The organism is Nocardia sp. SYP-A9097, from assembly GCF_009649815.1.
Taxonomy (GTDB): Bacteria; Actinomycetota; Actinomycetes; order Mycobacteriales; family Mycobacteriaceae; genus Nocardia.
In genome coordinates this window covers 383,330-401,215 of the sequence record NZ_WJIC01000004.1, presented here as the reverse complement: position 1 = coordinate 401,215, position 17,886 = coordinate 383,330, and the positions used below count along the sequence as shown (strand labels likewise).

Here is a 17,886-nt window from a genome sequence, read left to right as displayed (position 1 = left end):
GTCGAAACGATGGTGCGAATCCCCGTTGTCAAACATATTGATCCGAACTCGAGTTCGGCACCGCCGAACGATTCTATACCGACTGGTTGCCTGGAACAGCTGACGTTCTCTCCGCCCCCAGAGTTCCCTGCCTCGCGATCATCGAAAGATGGCTCAGCATACCGGCTTTGGAGTGAGCAGAACTATCGTAACTCAGTTCATTCCACGGAGCAGCCGGTTACGAGGTACCAATCCAAACGAAAGTTGCTGCTGCCCAAGGTCATCCGCTATCCGCGACGAAGCTCGACGATAGCGCGAACGAATGCCTCAGTGCTGTCCAGACTTTCGATGGCATAGTCGGCACCCGCGTCCAGAAGTGTCTGGACACTACTGGTCCCACTCGCGACGGCAATGGTCTTGGCACCACCGAGTAGCCCCGCTTCGACATCTTTCGGCGTATCCCCGACGATTATCGTGGAATCCGCGTCGAACGCCCTGCGGTACTTGCCACCGGCCCGCTGCCGCGCCAAATCCACCAGCTCCCACCGCGCTTTCCCGTCGGAACCATAGGCGCCCACCGACAGATCCAGCCAGCCGTCGAGTCCGAATGTGGCGAGCTTGATCGCCGCGTTCCGCCGCACGTTACCGGTCAGCACCGATTGGAAGATCGAGGGAATCTCGGCCAGGGTGCGCAGTGCGCTCTCGGCGCCGGGGAGCGCGCTGCCGCGGCGTGCGAGCTCGATCTGCATTTGCGTCAGCGAGTCCACCAAGACTTGTTCGATATCGGTGGGCAGCCACGAACGGTCCGCACCGATAGCGTTCCCACGAAATAGCTCGTTCATGATCTCGAACTCGGTTCGGCCGGCGGTATCGGCCACGACGGTGGAGGCAATTCCCGTCAAAGACTCGAAGGCCAGCGAATACATCTCCCGGCTCACTCCGGCGGTGGTGAGAAGCGTCCTATCGATATCCCAGAGCAGAAGCGTATCGGGAATGCCTGCCAGCTGCCTGATTTGCGGCGCTTGAACCTGTTTCACAACCCTCACTCCTTCGCGTCGATTGTACCGCTGTCCGAAAGATGAAGCAGGCGAAGAGATCTGAATTCAGCGTACTGTGCGGACCCACATCTGCAAAAATCACCGCGAGGGATCATTCAGGGGCTGCACATCCCGCCACAGCCGATCCGCGCGCTCGAAGAAGAAATCCAGCCATTCCTTGCCGGTCCCCTCCTCCAGCGCGATGGACGGACGATCACTCGGGTCGGTCTTGTACGGGTAGAAGTAGACGATCGCCGACCGTTCGCTCCCCCGCTTCACAAACATCCCCGCCATTGTCGGAATTACGCGGTATGCACGAATTTCCAGGCGCTGGTTCTCGCGAGCCGACAATAGCCCTCGAACGGACCGCATGGTGGACATGAATACATTGAAGTCGGCCACGAGGCGTTCGGCGGTATGCGTTGTCGATGCCGCGGTGGACTGAGCCAGTTCGGCCACCCGCAGGTCCATGACCGCAATTCGAACGCGGCAGCCGGATCGGACAAGATTCGCCAATCGCTCAGGACCCTCTGTCAGGGAACCCGCTTTGGTCAAACCCACGATATAGACGTCGGAAGCATTTCGAGCGAAGGAATCGAATGACCAAACATCCGAAAACTTTCGCAATACCGCCGGCCGGGTCAACTGCTCGCTGATTTCGTGAAGCTCACGGCGTATGTCCGCGAAAACCAGCAGCCGGTCCGAAACATAGCCGAGCAGCAGTACCGCGAGCATACCGAGTACGGCGCTCAACTGATCCTTCTCCGACAGCGAACCGACGGCGGACAGAACTGTGAGAGCGATGCCGCCCAAAATCGCCGACAGAGCAAGTAGAAGGATAATTACCGATGAAGTCTTGCGCAAAACCCTACACCTTGATCATTCGATATAGTGGGCCACAGCGAAGCGACCCGAGAACCGCCAGTCCGGGACGGAGGATTCCAACTCGGAGACCGTTTCGGGTGGTAGACCAGCACAAATATCGGACTTCATGGTCCGCAGGATCAAAAGGCTGGTGTGCAGATCGGGCAACAACGCCGCCAGCGGGTAGGTCGCCGGCGCGATCCGGTCGGCCAGCAGGCGGCGGTAGTTCAAATCACCTTTCACGATGGTGATTTCGTGACCGCCGATATGCTCGGCGAGATCCTCGGGCAGCTGACAATAATGCAGCGGCGATTGGAAGAACCAATGCGTGACAACCCGCAATCGGCCGTCCCGGACGAAGGTCCGCAGTACCGATAACCTTTCGTCGACACTGATCATGGCGGACAATGTCGTCTCGAAGTCGTTGGCGGTCGCATCGGAAATGAAGTACGGTCGCTGCTTCAAATACACGGTAACGGTCGACGTATCCCCCGCACGGAGTATGGCCGCGGCGAGGATCAGATCTGCCAGTAGCTCCGCTCCGGCATTATCCGCCACAATTCCGACCGATGCGGACTCTGCCAGTTTGACACAAGCCATATCCAGATCATCCACCAGCAATGAGCCGGAATTCAATTCGGCATCACCTGCCTCGCGATAATTCGCGTGCGCCGCGTCGGCCAAGTTTCCCCACAGCGAGGCCAGTAGGTTACCCCGCATGGAGAGATGTTGCGAAGCGCCGAAGTCGGTTCTCCCGATGACCGCAAACAGCTCGCGGGCCTTCCAGGACAGAAATGGGTCACGGTCGTAATTGCACGACAAATAGTCGAAGTAGCCGAACGCATCGAGCAGCAGATAGTAGAACAGTGACTCACCGACATAGCTCGGCAGATTGAACCAGGAATTTCCCACCGAACTCAGCGCATCCCGCCACGCATAGGCCGGGACCATGGCCTGTGTCGAGGAGGGCTTCGGAATCGGGCTATCCAAGAGGAAACTATCCCGCAGGTTAGCCAAACTGTCGCTTGCTTGATCGTTACGATCCAGCAACTCGAGGATGCTGTCGACCACCTGAGGAAACACACGCCGCATCATGCCGTTGGCAAAGACATGGCTGGGAGCAGTCGACAACGTCTCGAATTCAGCTGCGTCCATCACCCACCGCCAGAAGATCAGAAACTAGACAACTGGCCACTTGTTATTCCCCCTGAAGTTGTCCTCGCCCAACCCGAACACCACTGGAGTTCTGATGGTACAGCCGCCATCCACATACGGGATACAGCCGAACGTCCAGTTCCGCGTAAAGTTGACCAACATGTAAAGAAACCAAGAAGCATGTTTTCAATACATTCAAGGGGCCGCCGGGCCCGGCTGTCCGCCGGGCCCGATCGATTGTCAGCGAGTGGGGCGGGTGGTGGCTCGGGGGTCGTGCCACTGGCCGAGGTCGAAGTACAGGGTGGTCATGTGGTCCCACATGATCGACCAAGGTTGTTTCGGGCCTTTGCATTTCCAGACGGCGACCATGCGGTCGATGCCGGGGATGCCCATGGGATCGTCGAGGGTTGTTACGCGTTCCACCTCGGTGAAGCGGGATCGGAGGTCGGGCTCGGCGGTGTCCAGGCCGACGTAGATCGCCGTGGTCGCGGAATCCGGTGGGGGACCGAAGAATCCGAAGCCGCGGCTGGGGCTGTAGGTGGCCGGTAGGTTGTAGCGGCCGCCGAACTCCTCGACGGCGCCTGCCTGCCAATAGCCTTGGGCGAGGATGACCGTGTGCGTCTTCTGCTCGGGCGTCAGCGTTTCGTAACCGGTGTCGACGGCCGCGACCATATCGGTCCAATTGGTGGTTCCGAAGAACGCCGTCCGGCGGCCGAGGTCGATGGCGTTGTGGGTGGGGGTGCGCCAGCTCGGGGGCAGCGGCACGACGGTGAGCGAACCGATGAACGTCACCATCGTGGCCACGACGAGCGGGATCATCGCCAGGTTCATCCACCGTTTCCGGTCGTACGCCATCACGCCGATGGCACCGAAGGCGAACATGGCGGGGAAGAAACCCGTTGGGTAGTAAGGCCTTCCGTGCGTGAAGATGACGAAGGCGGTCATGATCACCATTGCGACCGCGATGAAGCGATACGGGCGCAACGACTCCAGTTTGAACACACCCCAGAATCCGAAGCCGATCAGCACCGAGCCCAGGAATCCGGCCAAACCGAGCCACTGCGGCAGGAAGCCGATCGGGCCGTAGCCGGTGGCGTCCTGCTCCGCGCCGATGATCTGGCCCATGGCCAACTGTGGCCAATTGTTTTGCGACTGCCAGTAGAGAATCGGGATCAGCGACGAGGCCAGGATGCCGGTCGAGACCCACAGTGCGGGGCGGCGCAGTATCTCCCGGGGGCCGCACACGATGACCGCCAGGCCCAGGCACGCCCAGACCAGCGGGACCATCCACTTCACCTGCATGTCAAGGGCCGCAACCAATCCCGCGATGACGAGCAGCCAGTCCTGCCGGGTACGAACCCAGCGGATGAACAGCCAGGTGATCACGGCCGTGAGGGTGGCGTCGAAAGAGAACGTGCTCAACGCGACCTGGGTCACGATCAGATAGGACGTCGCGTAGGTGCCCGCGGCGATTAGCTGGATGCGGCGGCCGGCCCCTAGTTCGTAGGCGATCAGCGCCGCCACCACGATCGCGCCCACGCACATCAGGACGGCCGGAAACCGTAGTGCCGTAACCGATCCCGGTGCGAGCAGGTCCGCGATGCGGGCGAACAGCGGCACCACCACGCCCTGATCGGCGTAGGTGTAGTCGAGTCGCCTTCCGGCGGAAAGGAAATAGAGTTCGTCGCCGAAGAATTCGTAGCGGCCCGCCGTGACCGTCAGCACGAAGGCGACGATCGAACTGATCAGTGCGACCCCGCGAAAAGCGAACGGCGGGTGAATATTCGGAATATCTTCCAGCTCGGTACGAGCCGAAATTACCGCTGTCATGAACTGCCCCTGGTACTTTCAGACAGACGCAACAACGCCACTCTCCCGTTGTGGCGTCACATCTGCTCGCTGTTAAAACGATTCCTCCCCGGCAGCGAACTTTGATGAGCGCGCGGGCACTCGCGGTCCTGCTCGGTTTATTCAATTTTCAGAAACGTTAGTACTTATCACTAGGGTCCGCAAACGCGGCATAGCGATAGCCGTTCGCTTTGAATCGGTCACGTATGCCTCGGATGCAGTCGGGGCCGGCACCACAGACGCGGTACCGGCCCCGACTGGAATCTTTTGTGAAGTACCGACTTCGGTGGAGCTAAGGGGATTCGAACCCCTGACCCCCTCACTGCCAGTGAGGTGCGCTACCAGCTGCGCCATAGCCCCGTTGCCCCGGTTGCCCTGGGCGACGGACCGAAGTTACCCAGTGTGAGGGGTGAACTGCAAATCGGCTGGGAGGTGCGCAGCGCGCGTAGACTCGGCGGGGATTCGAGGTTGTCCTAGGTGAGCCGAGGGAGTGCGGTTCACCGGGCTTGGAGGGATCGCACGCGGTTGAGGCTGATCAATGGCCGTTATGAGCTACGGGAACTCGTCGGCAGAGGGGGCATGGCCGAGGTCTGGGACGCATGGGATCGCAGGCTGCGTCGCAGGGTTGCGGTCAAGGTGCTCGACTCGGGGAGCCTGTTGCCACTGGAGCAGGACGAGCGGATGCAACAGCAGCGGTTCGAGCGCGAGGCACACATCGCCGCGCAGATGAACTGCGTGAATATTGTGATGGTTCACGATTCGGGGGTTTTCGTCGAAAACCAGCGCAGATATCCGTTTTTGGTAATGGAGTTCATTGCGGGTGAGAATCTGCGACAGCATCTGCGGTACCGGGAGAATTGGGGGCTTGCGAGTCTGCTGCGAATACTGATCAATACGCTCGACGGACTCGTGTACGCGCATTCCAAGCGAGTGGTGCACCGGGATATCAAGCCCGAGAACATCATGATCTGCCGGGACGGCACCGCGAAGCTCGCCGACTTCGGTATCGCCATCGAGTTACGCGAGAACATCCAGCGACTCACCCATGAGCAACGTGCCCTCGGCACCCAGCAGTATTCGGCCCCGGAGTACCTGCATCACGGGCAGATCACGCATTTGAGCGATGTGTACTCGTTCGCGGTGGTCTGCGCCGAGGTGCTCGGCCACGCCTACGGGCCCGCCGGGATTCCGGATGACATCAAAGTCGTACTGGAGCAGTCACTTTCACCGGACCCCACGCAGCGACATCGATCCGCGGCCGAGTTCCAGCAATACTTCCGCGAAGCGGTCGAACGATCCCTGCGAACCAGCCCCAGTCCGATGCCCGCCGCACCCGACCACCCCGGGCCCACCCGGACCTCGGTGCTCACCCCCGGCGCGCTGCGCGAACCGGAGCCCGAACCCCCTGACCCACTGGCCTATTCATCCACCTGGAGCTTCCTGTCGGCCCCGATCGTGGCCTCCCGGCAGCGACTCCTGGCCGGATTGGCCACGAACGACTACCGTTTCGTCGCCGCCCTGCTGGCCGCCACCGCGACCGCCGGAATCCTGCTGGGCGGCTTGGCCTTCACGCTACTTACCTGGGTGGTCGTCGAGATCGGAAAGCTGTTCTGAAGGTGATGCGGTGAGATATCGGCAAACAGGCATGGCATGGCAGCGCTACCTCTATCCGGGATCGCGTGCCTCACACTGGCTTCGGCTCGGCGTCCGGGTGGGCGTGGCATTCTTCGTGCTGACCATCGCGATCCTCACCTTCGCGGTGCTGTCATGAGGTGCCCCACGTGAGAACCGTCTGCCTCAACTGCCTCACCGAGTTCCGCTACGACCGCGAACGCAATCGCTGGTACACGGTGATCCGGCAGCGCAACGGCGGCTTCGCCAAACAGATCGAGACCTACTTCGACAAGCTGAACCTGCGCTGCCCCAAGGGATGTGAACTCGACCCGGTCACGCTCGACCATCCCACCAAGGTGATCGGATTCGTCGGGGAATCGGCCTCGTCCAAGAGCCACCTGATCGTGTCGATGATCCATTCGATGATGAACGATCCGCGATTGGCGAGTCAGTTCTCCTTCATCGTCTCCCCCAAATCCGCGAGTCTCTGGACGGCGCTGGAGGCCCGGCTGCTCGATCGCCGCGCCCTGGACGCCACCGGCCCGCGCCGCATGGCCATGGACCAGACCCAGCGCACCGACGGACTTGCCATGAACGCCCAGCGGCAGTCCCAGGGCCATACCTGGGCCGGGCTGGAACAGCGCAGACCCATTCTGGTGACGGCATATTCGGTACAGACCGCGAGCGCGGTCAACCTGGCGTTCATCGATGTGGCGGGTGAGGATATCGCCGACGGCGCGGTGGCGGCGCGGGTGAGCCCGCATCTCGCGGTGGCCGACTTCCTCTGGTTCGTGGTGCCGTCCACGCTGAACAAGCAGTACCTGGCGCTCATGCGCGAACAGGCCGATCCGGACGATCAGGAGAGCCTGAACAATATCGTCGAACACTCGCAGACCGTCGGGCGCACCACGCTCATGATCGATCAGATCGCGAAACTGTGGCGCGCGGCCAACAGCTATCCGATCCAGCTGCCGATCGAACCACCGCGACTGCATGTGTCGACCATTGTCGCCAAGACCGACCTGCTCTCGCTCATCGATCTGCCCGAGGCGAATATCGTTGCCCCGCCCGCGAATTGGGCAGACAGCCCGGTGAGCGGCAATGGATCCGGCAATGCCTACGATCCACCGCGCATCCTGGAACGCTGCGAGATCACCAGAAATCTGGTGCGGCAGCTGTTCCCGGCGGTGGACTCGGCGCTGTCCATCCACTTTCCGTGGAACATGTATTTTCCGGTGTCGGCGGTAGGCTGCGGCAAGCGCGGCAATGGCACGTATCCGGTGTTCAAGCCATACGGCGCGGCCGACCCGGTGGTGTACATGCTGGAGATGATCGAGGAGCTACGGGCCTACCGATGACAGGATTTCCGCAGCTGGTGTGTGGCTGGGCGCTGGTGAATCTCGAATCCTCCGGCGCCGGAGTGGGTGTGGTGGCGCGGTCCGGGAATTGGCCCGCGACACTGGGATTCACGGTGCGCGAACTCGGTTCGCTGGTGAGTCTGCCCGAGGGCGTGGAGCCGGTCGGCTTCGCGCTGGAGTTCACCGTGACCCGCGGGCTGGCCGTGGCCGGCTTGAAGACGCCCTCGCAGGTGCGGCCGGGCACCTGTGTCACGCATTTGATCGCGGGCGATCGCGCGCGGCTGGATGGGTCGACGGCCCTGCGGCTCTTCGGATCCGGCGGATTTCTCACCACCTTGAACGGGTCGGTCTCGCCCACCGACAGCTGGTCCGCCGCCGAACCCGGCTCCGGGGGATGCGAATTCGGTGCGGCGGCGCAGGCGGCCCTGAGACAGCCGTGGCTGCCGGTGCTCATCGGTGCGGCGCTCGCGCATCTCGCCGGGCAGGGGCCGACGATCGCGCTCCAGGTTTCCGAGGCCCACGAGGCGGTGGACATGCTGACCGCGCTGTACGGCATGATCCCGCGAAATGTGCTGCGCGAGTTGACATTCTCCACCACGACTTCGCCGCTGGCCGAGATGCCGTCGATCACCACGGCGATCGGGCACGCCGCTCCCCCGGACCGGCTCGTCATCACCCACGACAGTGTCATCGACAATCTCTCCGATACCTACCAGCGCCTGGGCCGGGAGATCGTCGAACACCGCCGGGCCGGAATCGCGCCGCCCGCAATACTGCTGTCCGTCAGCGATATTCGGCAGTGGTGCTATCAACAGCAGCTGCGCATGCTGGAGCCCGCGCTCCTGGATGACGCGCAAATGGCGCAGGTGCTGACCGACCCCACCCTGCCGCCGGATTGGTTCACCGATGCCGCGGTGGCCCGCCGCGCCATTCACCTCGCGCTCGAAAGCCCCGAAGTCACAGCGGCTTTGGCGAATCTCCAGGTGCACGACGAGGTCCGCGCGGTCTTCGAACGGACACTCATCGAATGCGTCATGTCCGACCGTGATCGCACTCGCGCCACCCGGGTCGCCCAGCAGCTTGGTGTCGATCTCAGCGAAGCCGTGGTCGCCTCCGCCTTCCGGCGGCTGGACAACGGCAGTCTCACCGCGAGCGATGCGAAAACCGTTTGGCCGCAACTACAGCGGGACTGGACCACCGGCGATACCGGGCAGCGCGATCTCGTCATCGAACAACTGCAACGGCATCGGGCACTGCGCGAGTTCACCATCGGCTCATCGGACCGCTACCTGGTGTACGAGACGGTGCGCGCCGAGATCGGCGATCCGGCGGTACACACCGGCAGCAGCGAGCTGTTGCGCACCGCCATGTACGACCAGTTGCCGATCGTCGCACAGCTCATGGTGAATATCTCCTGCACCAGTCGCGACCGGTACGTCCTGGAGCAGATCATGGCCTGCGCGCCACCGGACCGGCTGCCCACACTGGTCGCCGAATGCACGCGCTATCCGGCCGTGGACGCCTTCGAACTCATGAAGGCGGTCACCATAGTTCGCGCCGAACCGGCGGAGCTGGTGCAGGCGCTGCGACCCGGGTGGACCGTGCTGCGCCGGGCCGTCGGACTGCCGCAGTCCATCGAGAATCTCATGGTGCTCGATGCCGAGGCGGTCCATCCGCCAGCGCAATCGGGCCGATCCCGCCTGCGCCAGAACATGTTCGGGCGCAATCGCAATCGCGGCGACTGGGCCAGGGCGGAGGTCGCCGCGCTACTGCGCGCGGCCGCCGACGACCCGACGGTCATCCAGGAACACTACGAAATGCTGCGCGCGGCAATAGATTCCGATATCGAGTTCGTCGCCGGCCGGATGGCCGAACGCTCCACCGATACCGGCGGTGCGGCGGTCCTGAAACAGATCATGCTGTGTGCCGCCCACGAGCGCGTCCCCGCCCTGCTGACCGCCTGCGCCCAGCAGCAGGATATCGACCCCTATGTCCTGCTGCGCGCCGTCGGCGATCTGGATCTGGACTCCGCCGCGCTGGCGGACCTCCTCGAGGGTGGCTGGCCGCATCTGCGTACCCGCCTGGACCTGCCCCGGCGGATCGCCACCCTGCTCACCCTCGATGCGGCGGCGGCGCTGCCCGCCCGACTCAAACCGCTGACGCCACCAAAAAAGCAGCGCCGCAACAGCTTCTGGCGCTGACCCGCCCTCGACGCGGGTCAGCAGCCCAGGCAGCCCGGCGGAACGATCTCGCACCACCAGGGTTTCGGCGGCGGAATGGGGTCATTCGGGCTGCCCGCGCCCGAAACCACCCAATCCCCTTGCACACTCACCTCGCGGCCATCCAGCGAGCGAGTGGCCGGACCGGCCGCGACGGAACCGTCGAGACTGAACTTGCTGCCGTGACAGGGACAGTTGATGGTGCCACCGGAGATATCGTTCACCGCGCAACCGAGATGGGTGCAGACCACCGAGAGACCGACGAAGCTACCCGAACTCGGCTGTGTCACAACGGTATTACCGATTATCACGCCTGATCCGACCGGAATGTCCGAGGTTCGGGCGAGCGCATTGTCCGGGGCGCCGGCCTCCGTGATCGGCGGAGCCTGCTCGGGAATAGGCGCCTGCTCCTCGGAGGCCGGGGCGACCGGAACGGCCGGAGCCGGACCGGCCACCAGCATCCCGTCCTGCACACTCACCGCACGGCCGGCCAAGGGCCTGGTCGCCGGACCCGCGACCACCGAACCGTCCAGCGCGAAACGACTGCCGTGGCACGGGCAGTTGATGGTCCCGCCGGAGAGCGAGTTCACCGCACAACCCAGATGCGTGCAGACCGAGGAGAATGCCAGGAAGCTCCCCGCGCTGGGCTGGGTGACAACGGTATCGCCGAGAATCACGCCCGACCCGATGGGAATCTCCGAGACCCGGGCGAGCACGGTGCCATTGATCGGCGCGGGACCGGGTTCCGGCGGCGGCGGTTCGGTGGTGGATGGCGGCGCGGTGGTCGACGGCACGGCAGCGGTCGAAGTCGGCGGGGACAGCATCGAAGTGGTCGCGGGGCTCGAACTTCGCTGCCCGCTGGTACAGGCGGTGGCGACCAGCACCACGCTCGCCCCCACCACGATTTCACGACGTCTGATCGGATCTGCGGCCATGGCGACCTCGGTTCACTCGGCACGCGCTCTCGAGTCTTCACGACCCAGCACCCGAATCGGTTCAGCCCCGTCGTCATCCCAATACGGCAGGACCCGTCACTCCGGGCGTGTGCGGCCTCGGCGGGGGCGGCGGCGCGGGGCGTCTGCCAGCAGCGGTGCGATCGGGCCGGTGTACCCGGTGGCGATCAATTCGACTGTGGCCAGGAACTTTTCGGCGAAGCGCTCGGCGGTTTCGGGGTCGAAGAGTGCGGTCGGATAGAGGAATGGGCCGTCGATTCCGGTGGGTGCGCCGGTGTGGTCGTAATGCTCGGTGAGGCCGAATTCCAGATCGTGTTTGGCGCGCACGATACCGGTCGGCACCTCGCTCACCTCGAGCCCGCCGGCGCCGGGCGCTCCGGGTGGCGCGGCGTCATCGCGTTGCAGGATGAGGGTGGCCTGGAAGAGCGGATGGTTCGGATCCTGCGGCAGCGCGCGCAGTAGCCGCGGATTGGAGGTGTCCGGATTCGCGAAGGCGGCCAAGGCCGCCCGGCGCACCTGGTCGAGCAGTTCGGGCATATCGGCGGCGCGGTCCAGGCGAATCCGCATGAGCACATCATCGGCGAGATTGCCGACAATATCGGCGAGCAGCGGATCCTCACGACCGGAGACCGCGGTCGCGACGGTCACATCGGCGGATTTGGCGAAGGCCGATACCGCGACCGCGAAGGCGGTCTGCAGCAGCATGAACACACTCGATCCGCCCTGCCGGGCGCGGATCAGCAGCGTGCGATGGATATCGGCGTCCAGATGCACCCGCACCATGGCGCCGGCGGCATCGCGATGTCCGGAACATGTTCTTTCATAAGGCAGTTCGAGCGGGATAGGCCGTCCGACCAGGTTGTTCGCCCAGTACCGCAGCTGGGTGCTGGCCCGGCTGCCCGGGTCCTCGTACGCACCCAGATACTCGTGCTTCCACAGCGTGTAGTCGATGTAGTCGACCGGCAGCGGCTGCCAGGCCGGGGCCTGCCGGGCCACCCGCGCCAGATAGGCGGTGACCAGATCGCGCATGAGCGGGCCGAGCGACTGACCGTCGAGGGAAATGTGGTGAACGACCAAGGCCAGCACCACATCCCGCGCACCCAGCCGATACACCCGGGCGCGAATCGGCACCTCGGTACCGAGATCGAAAGCGCGACTACCGAATTCGGCGATCCGTTCGGTGAGCTCGCCGGCGAAGCTGTCCACCACCCGCACATCGATCCGCGCCACATCGGCGTCCATGACCACCTGGACCGGACCGGTCGCGGTCGCCGGATAGCAGGTGCGCAGCGGTGCGTGCCGCCGCATGACATCGTCGATGGCCATCACCAAAGCGGTGATATTTACCGCCTTGCCACGAATACGAAACGCGCGAGCAACATTCCAGTCAGCGGAGTATCCGGCCGCCGCGGCATGCCACATGCGCTCCTGCGCGGGTGCCAACGGAATTTTCGGTGCGCGTGGCATCCGCCGCAAAGGCGTCGGGTCTGTCACAATTCGCAGGAGTTCGGTGACGTCAGCGGGTTTTCGACGCTCCACCGGGCTCGTCCAGGCAGCAACCGGCAGAGACATAGTCGCCGTCCTCTCAGCTGCCGCTGATGCCACATCACCGCCGCCCAAAAATCCGGCAGCGCTGCGGGACGACAGTCCGGCTACGGTAGCAAAGGCACGGCAATTCAGGAGGGTCGTAAAAGAGACACCGACCACTACTTGACGTTTACGCAAGCCCCGGAAGATCCGGGGCCCGCGTAAGAGCTGTCAGCGCTTGGTCACCGTCGTCGGCAGGCTGGCGAAGCCGCGGTTGTTGGAGGAGTGGATACGGCGCAGGCCGACCGGATCGATCTCGTAATCGGAGATGGCGGCGGCGATCTCGGACAGAGCCGTACGGAGTTCCAGCAGACCGAGATTGGAGCCGAGGCAGTGGTGGCGGCCGCTGCCGAAGACCAGCGATGCGCTGGTGTCCCGGTCGAGATAGAACGAATCCGGGTCGGAGAAGACCTCCGGATCACGATTGGCCGCACCGGTGAGCAGCAGCACGCGCGCACCCGCCGGAATGGTGACACCGTGCAACTCGACGGCCTCGGTGGTGGTGCGCAGATTGGTCTGGGTGGACGGATCCCAGCGCATGGACTCGTCGATCCAGTCCTCGATACGGCCGTCCAGCGCGAGACGCCGCTGGTCCGGATGCAGCCAGCCCGCATGCCAGATATTGCCGAAGCTCAGCATGGCGGTTTCGATACCCGCGCCGACCAGCAGAATCAGAACGCCGACAATCTCTTCCGGGGTGAGCCGGTCGTCTCCGTCGGCGGCGTCGAGCAGGCCGGAGAGCAGATCGTCCCGCCGCTCCTTACCGCGCTCGATGGTGAGTTCGGTGTAGTACCCGACGAGTGCGCCGATGGCCTGCATGGCCGCGGGCCGCAGATCGGTGGACTCCTCCTCGGTGTACATGATCTCCATGCCGAGTTTTCGGATCATCTCCCGATCCGCCTCGGGCACACCGACCAGTTCGGAGATCACATCGGTCGGGAACGGCCCCGCGAAATCGGTCATGAGATCGAAGCTGCCGCGTTCCAGCAGCGGCTCGAGTACTCCGCGCGCGATCTCACGTAGTCGTGGCGCGAGCGCCTGCACCCGATGCGCGGTGAACGCCTTGGTCACCAATCCGCGCAGCCGGGTGTGCTTGGGCGGATCCATGGCCACGAAGGAGAAGAACCGTTCGGCCTGCGGACCCCAGAAGGCGGGCTCCATGCGGATGCCGTTCACGCTCGAGAAACGTTCCGAGCCCCGGAGTGCGGCCAGCACATCGGCGTGCCTGGACAGCGCCCAGAAGTCGTCGGTCTCATTGCGATAGACGGGAGCCTCGGCACGCAGCCTGGCATAGTGGGGATACGGATCGGAATGAACTTCGAAGTCGTATGGGCTGTAGCGCGACATGATCAAACACTAATCGAATTGGATTGGGAGCGTTGTGAACTCGGAATCGGCAGCGGAACGGATCGACACCTCCAAACCGCATCCGGCTCGGCGCTACGACTACTGGCTGGGCGGTAAGGACAACTTCCAGGCCGACCGGGAATCGGCGGACGCGGTGGCCGAGGCGTTTCCCACGGTTCGCCTGGCCGCGGTGGAGAACCGGAACTTTCTGCGCCGGGTGACGCGATATCTGGCCGCGGAGGCCGGTATCCGCCAGTTCCTCGATATCGGCGCGGGCCTGCCGACCGCGGGCAATGTGCACGAGATCGCACAGGGCATCGCGCCGCAGTCACGGATCGTCTATGTCGACAATGATCCGATCGTGCTGGTGCACGCGCGCACGCTGTTGAACTCCGCGCCCGAGGGCACGACCGCGTATATCGATGCGGATCTGCGCGATCCGGAGCGCATCCTCGCGCATCCGGATCTGCGCGCCACCCTGAATATGAACCAACCGGTCGCGCTCATGCTGGTCGCCATCATGCACTTCTTCACCGATGACACCCGGCCGTACGAACTGGTCCGTACGCTCTGCGACGCACTGCCACCGGGCAGTCACCTGGTCATGTCCCACGCCACCAATGACTATCTGGAGGACGAGGACCTGGCCAGGACGACCGAGGCCAATCGGCGCAGCGGAGTGCCCTTCCAACTCCGCTCCAGCGCCGAGTTCGCGAAATTCTTCAACGGATTCGACATGGTGGCACCGGGCATCACCTCGGTAACCGACTGGCGGCCCGACGTGTACCGGCCGCAACCCCGCGCCGAGGCCATCTCCATGCTCGGCGGGGTCGCCTACATCTCGTGAGACAACTCGCGAATCAGAGCCTGCCGGTGTCCTTCAAAACCCGGCGGGCCTGTGCGAAGAGCATGCCGACATTCACGGTTTTGCGGCAGACCACCACGATCACCACATCGTCGCGACTCTCGGTGCGAATGAAAAGGTGTGTCAGGTTATCGCTATTGACCAGAATCTCCTGGAAATAGTGGCGCTCCAAGCGAATTCCGCGCCGCTCCTTCCAAATATCCTCGATCATCACCACATTGCGGCCCTGGAACAGATCCAGGGTGGCGGCGGCGAGCAGATCCAGGACCTCCTGCGGATGATTGTCGACGGTCTCCACCGCGAGCAGCATTCCGGTGGTCATATCGATCGCGCCGGCGGCCAGGCACTCCGGGACTTCGGCGCGCAGCACTTTGACCAGAATTCCGATTCGGTCCGACAGGCTGTTGGGTCCGGCCGGGTTAGTCGCAGTATTCATTGCGTCCTTTCTGATGTCCGCACGGCGGCGGTTCGTTGTAATGCACGGGTGGCCGGTTGCGGTGGGCGCGGCGGCAGCGTGTCATTGATGCCGCTGGCACCCCGGCGACGGCGCGGCAGTAGCGATCTGGTGCCGCCACGCGCGGGTTCGGTCATGGGCAGTTGCACACGCTCCAGCGGGGCGATACCGAGCAGATCGCCGTCGAGCATGCGCACCACCTCGACGGTCACCGCGTACAGACTGCGGCTGAGCAGCATGGCGATATCGCGGCAACTGTGCCTGCCGTTCACCCACAGCAGGATCTCCTGCCATTGCGCGCCGTTATGCCGAGCGTCCTCGGGACTACCGAGCAGTGCGCGGCCGGTTTCGGTGAGCACCAGGTGATTTCGATGCGGTGAGACCCGGCCGTGCGCGAGCGCGTTCAGCCGGCGTTCGGTCTCCTCCAGCAACCAGAGGGTGTCGATGCCGGGCAGCGATTGCCTACCGTCCGGGTCCGTGGGCGGGGCCTGCCAGGCGCAGCTCCCGACCCAACCGGCGGTAATGGCGAAGACGCCGTCTAGCGCGGCCATCTGGGCGACCAGACGCAGATCCGCGGTGCCGGTGGAGACGCGCCCTGGTCGCGAAAGCAGTTGCCGCACACCGGGTGCGCCCGGGGAATCCACGGTAATGATCCGCCCGTCACGGAAATGCAGATCGCCGCCGGGCTCACCGGTGATACGCAGTATTCCGCTATGGGCGCGGGCGGCCGCATTCGCCGATTCGTGCACCAATTCCCGGGCGGACTCCCGGCCGAGCACCGGTAGACGACCGGACTCGGCGAGAGGACCCGTGGTCATGCTCGAACTCCTGGAAATGGTTATGCACGAATAGCGAAAAACGCACGCCTGGTTTGTATTTCGGCGCTTCTGGAGTCGAGCGAGTGCGCCGCGTGCTGGATATCCTGACAGCCCAGCAGTTTTGGAGCAACGGAATTCGGTGAATCAGGGACCAAAGTCCCATGGTTACGCGTCAAGCGGGCTGTGCACGCATGTTACAAATGTCCGGAATTTGCCGAAATGGCATGCACAGCAACAAATACCGGACGGTCGAATTCGACCGTCCGGTATTTGTTTTCTCGATTAGAACTCAGTGATCGCGCTCGACCACACAGTCCGCCAACTCCAATAGATCCCGCGCGCCCCGATACCCCGAGATACACGATTTCGCGGCCCGCACCCGGCGGATGGATTCGGCCTGCGCCCACCGCCTGCCGCCCGCCCGCGCGATAAGCTCCGCCGCCCGCTGCGCCGCCGGAGCATCCAGGGGCTCCTCCGAGCGGTACAGATCGGCGAACTCCCGGCCCGCCGCGGTACCCGACTCCAGCGCCACCACCACCGGCAGACTTCGCTTGTGCCGCATGAGGTCATTGCCGACCGGCTTACCGGTGCGTGCCGGATCACCCCAGATACCCATCAGATCGTCCACCAATTGGAAGGCGATACCCAGTTCGCGGCCGAAGCCGTCCATGGCCTCCACCACCTCCGGGCGGGCACCGGCGCACAGCGCGCCCATGGCACATGCGCAGCCGATCAGCGCACCGGTCTTGTGCTGTAGCGTCGCGAGGCATTCGTCCAGTGTCACTTCGGTTTTCGACTCGGCGGCGCAATCGCGCTGCTGACCGAGGCAGAGTTCGATGACCGCCTCCTCCAGCCGGGCGATCCCGGATAGGCCCGCGATCGGGGCGGCGGCGAGGGTCCAGATGGCGAGGCCGTGCATGGCGTCACCGGCGAGCACCGCATCGTCGATGCCGAAGACCCGCCAGACGGTCGGGCGGCCGCGGCGCAGTTCGTCACCGTCCATCACATCGTCGTGCAGCAGGGTGAAGTTGTGCACCAATTCCACTGCGGCAGCGGCATGTACGGCCAACTCCGGCGATCGGTCGGAGTCACCGCGCCGGGCCGCGGCGCGGGCGGCGGCGAGGACCAGGGCGGGTCGCAGGCCCTTGCCCGAGGATTCGCCGACGGTCGGGGTGCCGGCGGCATCCCACCAACCGAGGTGGTAGCCGACCACCAGCCGTAATTCGGCGGGGAGGGTGTCGACCGCGGCGCGCAGCAGCGGTCCGGTCAATTGCTGAGCGCGCGAAAGGATTCCGTTCGCATCGCCGCCTTCCACCCATGGCAGTGCGGTGCCGTATGCGGGATCTGCCGCTGCCGACGAACTCATGGCCACCTCCATTGACGCTGGGACTCGCAGTCGCCGAGTCGATCTCGTGGATACCGAGCCGGATTACCGGCTCGCAGTCGGCGTAGTAGAAGCGCGGGCGCGGCGCGGCGCACGGCAGGACAGCGTCCAGGGCTGCATCGACGGGCCCCTCTCGCTGGGCGAAGTACGAATTCGCTGACAGAATGGGAAATGACCTTGCGTCAGAACCTTTACCGCGACAACGTGATCCGATTCACAGCCAATGATAAAGGCCCATTGGCCTTTAGCCAACACCTCGCAATCACCGCCGACCGACCGGTATGGGTAGGGACTCCCACGCGGGAGCGCACCGGGATAGCCTGGGCCGGGCGCGGCGCGTACCGCGAACCCGCCACGGCGAAGTCGCAGCGCTCGCCCGACCCCAACCGACAGGAGCCCCGTTC

General features: G+C 64.0%; 16 protein-coding genes and 1 tRNA gene. 6 read left to right on the top strand and 11 right to left on the bottom strand.

Annotated features, from left to right (window positions below; genetic code table 11):
• Window positions 1-266: 266 nt before the first annotated feature.
• From GFY24_RS11975 to GFY24_RS11955, 5 genes are all read right to left on the bottom strand, one after another.
• The gene (locus tag GFY24_RS11975) at window positions 267-1,016 is read right to left on the bottom strand and encodes an HAD hydrolase-like protein (protein WP_153805060.1); all 750 of its coding nucleotides are present in this window, start codon (window positions 1,014-1,016) and stop codon (window positions 267-269) included.
• Window positions 1,017-1,115: 99 nt separating this feature from the next.
• Window positions 1,116-1,769, bottom strand: coding sequence for a hypothetical protein (locus GFY24_RS11970; protein WP_153805059.1), 654 nt, complete (start codon window positions 1,767-1,769; stop codon window positions 1,116-1,118).
• A gap of 126 nt (window positions 1,770-1,895) precedes the next feature.
• Window positions 1,896-3,035 (bottom strand): ARMT1-like domain-containing protein, encoded by a 1,140-nt coding sequence (locus GFY24_RS11965; RefSeq protein WP_153805058.1) that lies wholly within the window; start codon window positions 3,033-3,035, stop codon window positions 1,896-1,898.
• A gap of 240 nt (window positions 3,036-3,275) precedes the next feature.
• Window positions 3,276-4,865 (bottom strand): glycosyltransferase family 39 protein, encoded by a 1,590-nt coding sequence (locus GFY24_RS11960; protein WP_153805057.1) that lies wholly within the window; start codon window positions 4,863-4,865, stop codon window positions 3,276-3,278.
• A 305-nt stretch (window positions 4,866-5,170) separates the two neighbouring features.
• Window positions 5,171-5,243: transfer RNA gene (locus GFY24_RS11955), tRNA-Ala, on the bottom strand.
• A gap of 165 nt (window positions 5,244-5,408) precedes the next feature.
• On the opposite strand from GFY24_RS11955, the gene GFY24_RS11950 reads away from it, so the two are divergent.
• From GFY24_RS11950 to GFY24_RS11935, 4 genes are read left to right on the top strand one after another with little or no spacing between them, the layout of a single operon-like run.
• Window positions 5,409-6,497 carry a serine/threonine-protein kinase gene (locus GFY24_RS11950; RefSeq protein ID WP_153805056.1) on the top strand — a complete coding sequence of 363 codons (1,089 nt, stop codon included), beginning with the start codon at window positions 5,409-5,411 and terminating at the stop codon, window positions 6,495-6,497.
• 10 nt (window positions 6,498-6,507) lie between these two features.
• Window positions 6,508-6,654: a hypothetical protein gene (locus GFY24_RS11945; RefSeq protein WP_153805055.1), complete on the top strand. Its 147-nt coding sequence runs from the start codon at window positions 6,508-6,510 to the stop codon at window positions 6,652-6,654.
• 10 nt (window positions 6,655-6,664) lie between these two features.
• Window positions 6,665-7,855: a hypothetical protein gene (locus tag GFY24_RS11940; protein WP_153805054.1), complete on the top strand. Its 1,191-nt coding sequence runs from the start codon at window positions 6,665-6,667 to the stop codon at window positions 7,853-7,855.
• The gene (locus tag GFY24_RS11935; protein WP_153805053.1) at window positions 7,852-10,056 is read left to right on the top strand and encodes a hypothetical protein; all 2,205 of its coding nucleotides are present in this window, start codon (window positions 7,852-7,854) and stop codon (window positions 10,054-10,056) included. Before GFY24_RS11940 ends, GFY24_RS11935 begins: the two co-directional genes overlap by 4 nt.
• A 17-nt stretch (window positions 10,057-10,073) precedes the next feature.
• Here GFY24_RS11935 and GFY24_RS11930 read toward each other — a convergent pair whose 3' ends face one another.
• From GFY24_RS11930 to GFY24_RS11920, 3 genes are all read right to left on the bottom strand, one after another.
• Complete coding sequence (locus GFY24_RS11930; protein WP_153805052.1) at window positions 10,074-11,009, bottom strand: ubiquinol-cytochrome c reductase iron-sulfur subunit; 936 nt, start codon at window positions 11,007-11,009, stop codon at window positions 10,074-10,076.
• Window positions 11,010-11,105: 96 nt separating this feature from the next.
• A complete protein-coding gene (locus GFY24_RS11925) occupies window positions 11,106-12,599 on the bottom strand; it encodes a condensation domain-containing protein (RefSeq protein WP_153805051.1) in 1,494 nt (497 codons plus the stop codon).
• Between the two features lie 186 nt (window positions 12,600-12,785).
• On the bottom strand, window positions 12,786-13,961 hold the full coding sequence (locus GFY24_RS11920; protein ID WP_153805050.1) for a cytochrome P450: 1,176 nt from the start codon (window positions 13,959-13,961) through the stop codon (window positions 12,786-12,788).
• Window positions 13,962-13,995: 34 nt separating this feature from the next.
• Between GFY24_RS11920 and GFY24_RS11915 the strand changes: the two genes are divergently transcribed.
• Window positions 13,996-14,808 carry an SAM-dependent methyltransferase gene (locus GFY24_RS11915; RefSeq protein WP_309230748.1) on the top strand — a complete coding sequence of 271 codons (813 nt, stop codon included), beginning with the start codon at window positions 13,996-13,998 and terminating at the stop codon, window positions 14,806-14,808.
• A gap of 13 nt (window positions 14,809-14,821) precedes the next feature.
• On the opposite strand, the gene GFY24_RS11910 is transcribed toward GFY24_RS11915, so the two are convergent.
• From GFY24_RS11910 to GFY24_RS11900, 3 genes are all read right to left on the bottom strand, one after another.
• Window positions 14,822-15,262: a hypothetical protein gene (locus tag GFY24_RS11910; RefSeq protein WP_153805049.1), complete on the bottom strand. Its 441-nt coding sequence runs from the start codon at window positions 15,260-15,262 to the stop codon at window positions 14,822-14,824.
• On the bottom strand, window positions 15,259-16,098 hold the full coding sequence (locus GFY24_RS11905; protein WP_153805048.1) for a hypothetical protein: 840 nt from the start codon (window positions 16,096-16,098) through the stop codon (window positions 15,259-15,261). The genes GFY24_RS11910 and GFY24_RS11905 overlap by 4 nt, the downstream gene beginning before the upstream one ends.
• Window positions 16,099-16,387: 289 nt before the next feature.
• Window positions 16,388-17,464 carry a polyprenyl synthetase family protein gene (locus tag GFY24_RS11900; RefSeq protein ID WP_304621373.1) on the bottom strand — a complete coding sequence of 359 codons (1,077 nt, stop codon included), beginning with the start codon at window positions 17,462-17,464 and terminating at the stop codon, window positions 16,388-16,390.
• Between GFY24_RS11900 and GFY24_RS11895 the strand changes: the two genes are divergently transcribed.
• Window positions 17,463-17,642, top strand: a complete 180-nt coding sequence (locus tag GFY24_RS11895) for a hypothetical protein (protein ID WP_153805046.1) — start codon at window positions 17,463-17,465, stop codon at window positions 17,640-17,642. The two genes, GFY24_RS11900 and GFY24_RS11895, sit on opposite strands and share 2 nt — an antisense overlap.
• Window positions 17,643-17,886: the final 244 nt, after the last annotated feature.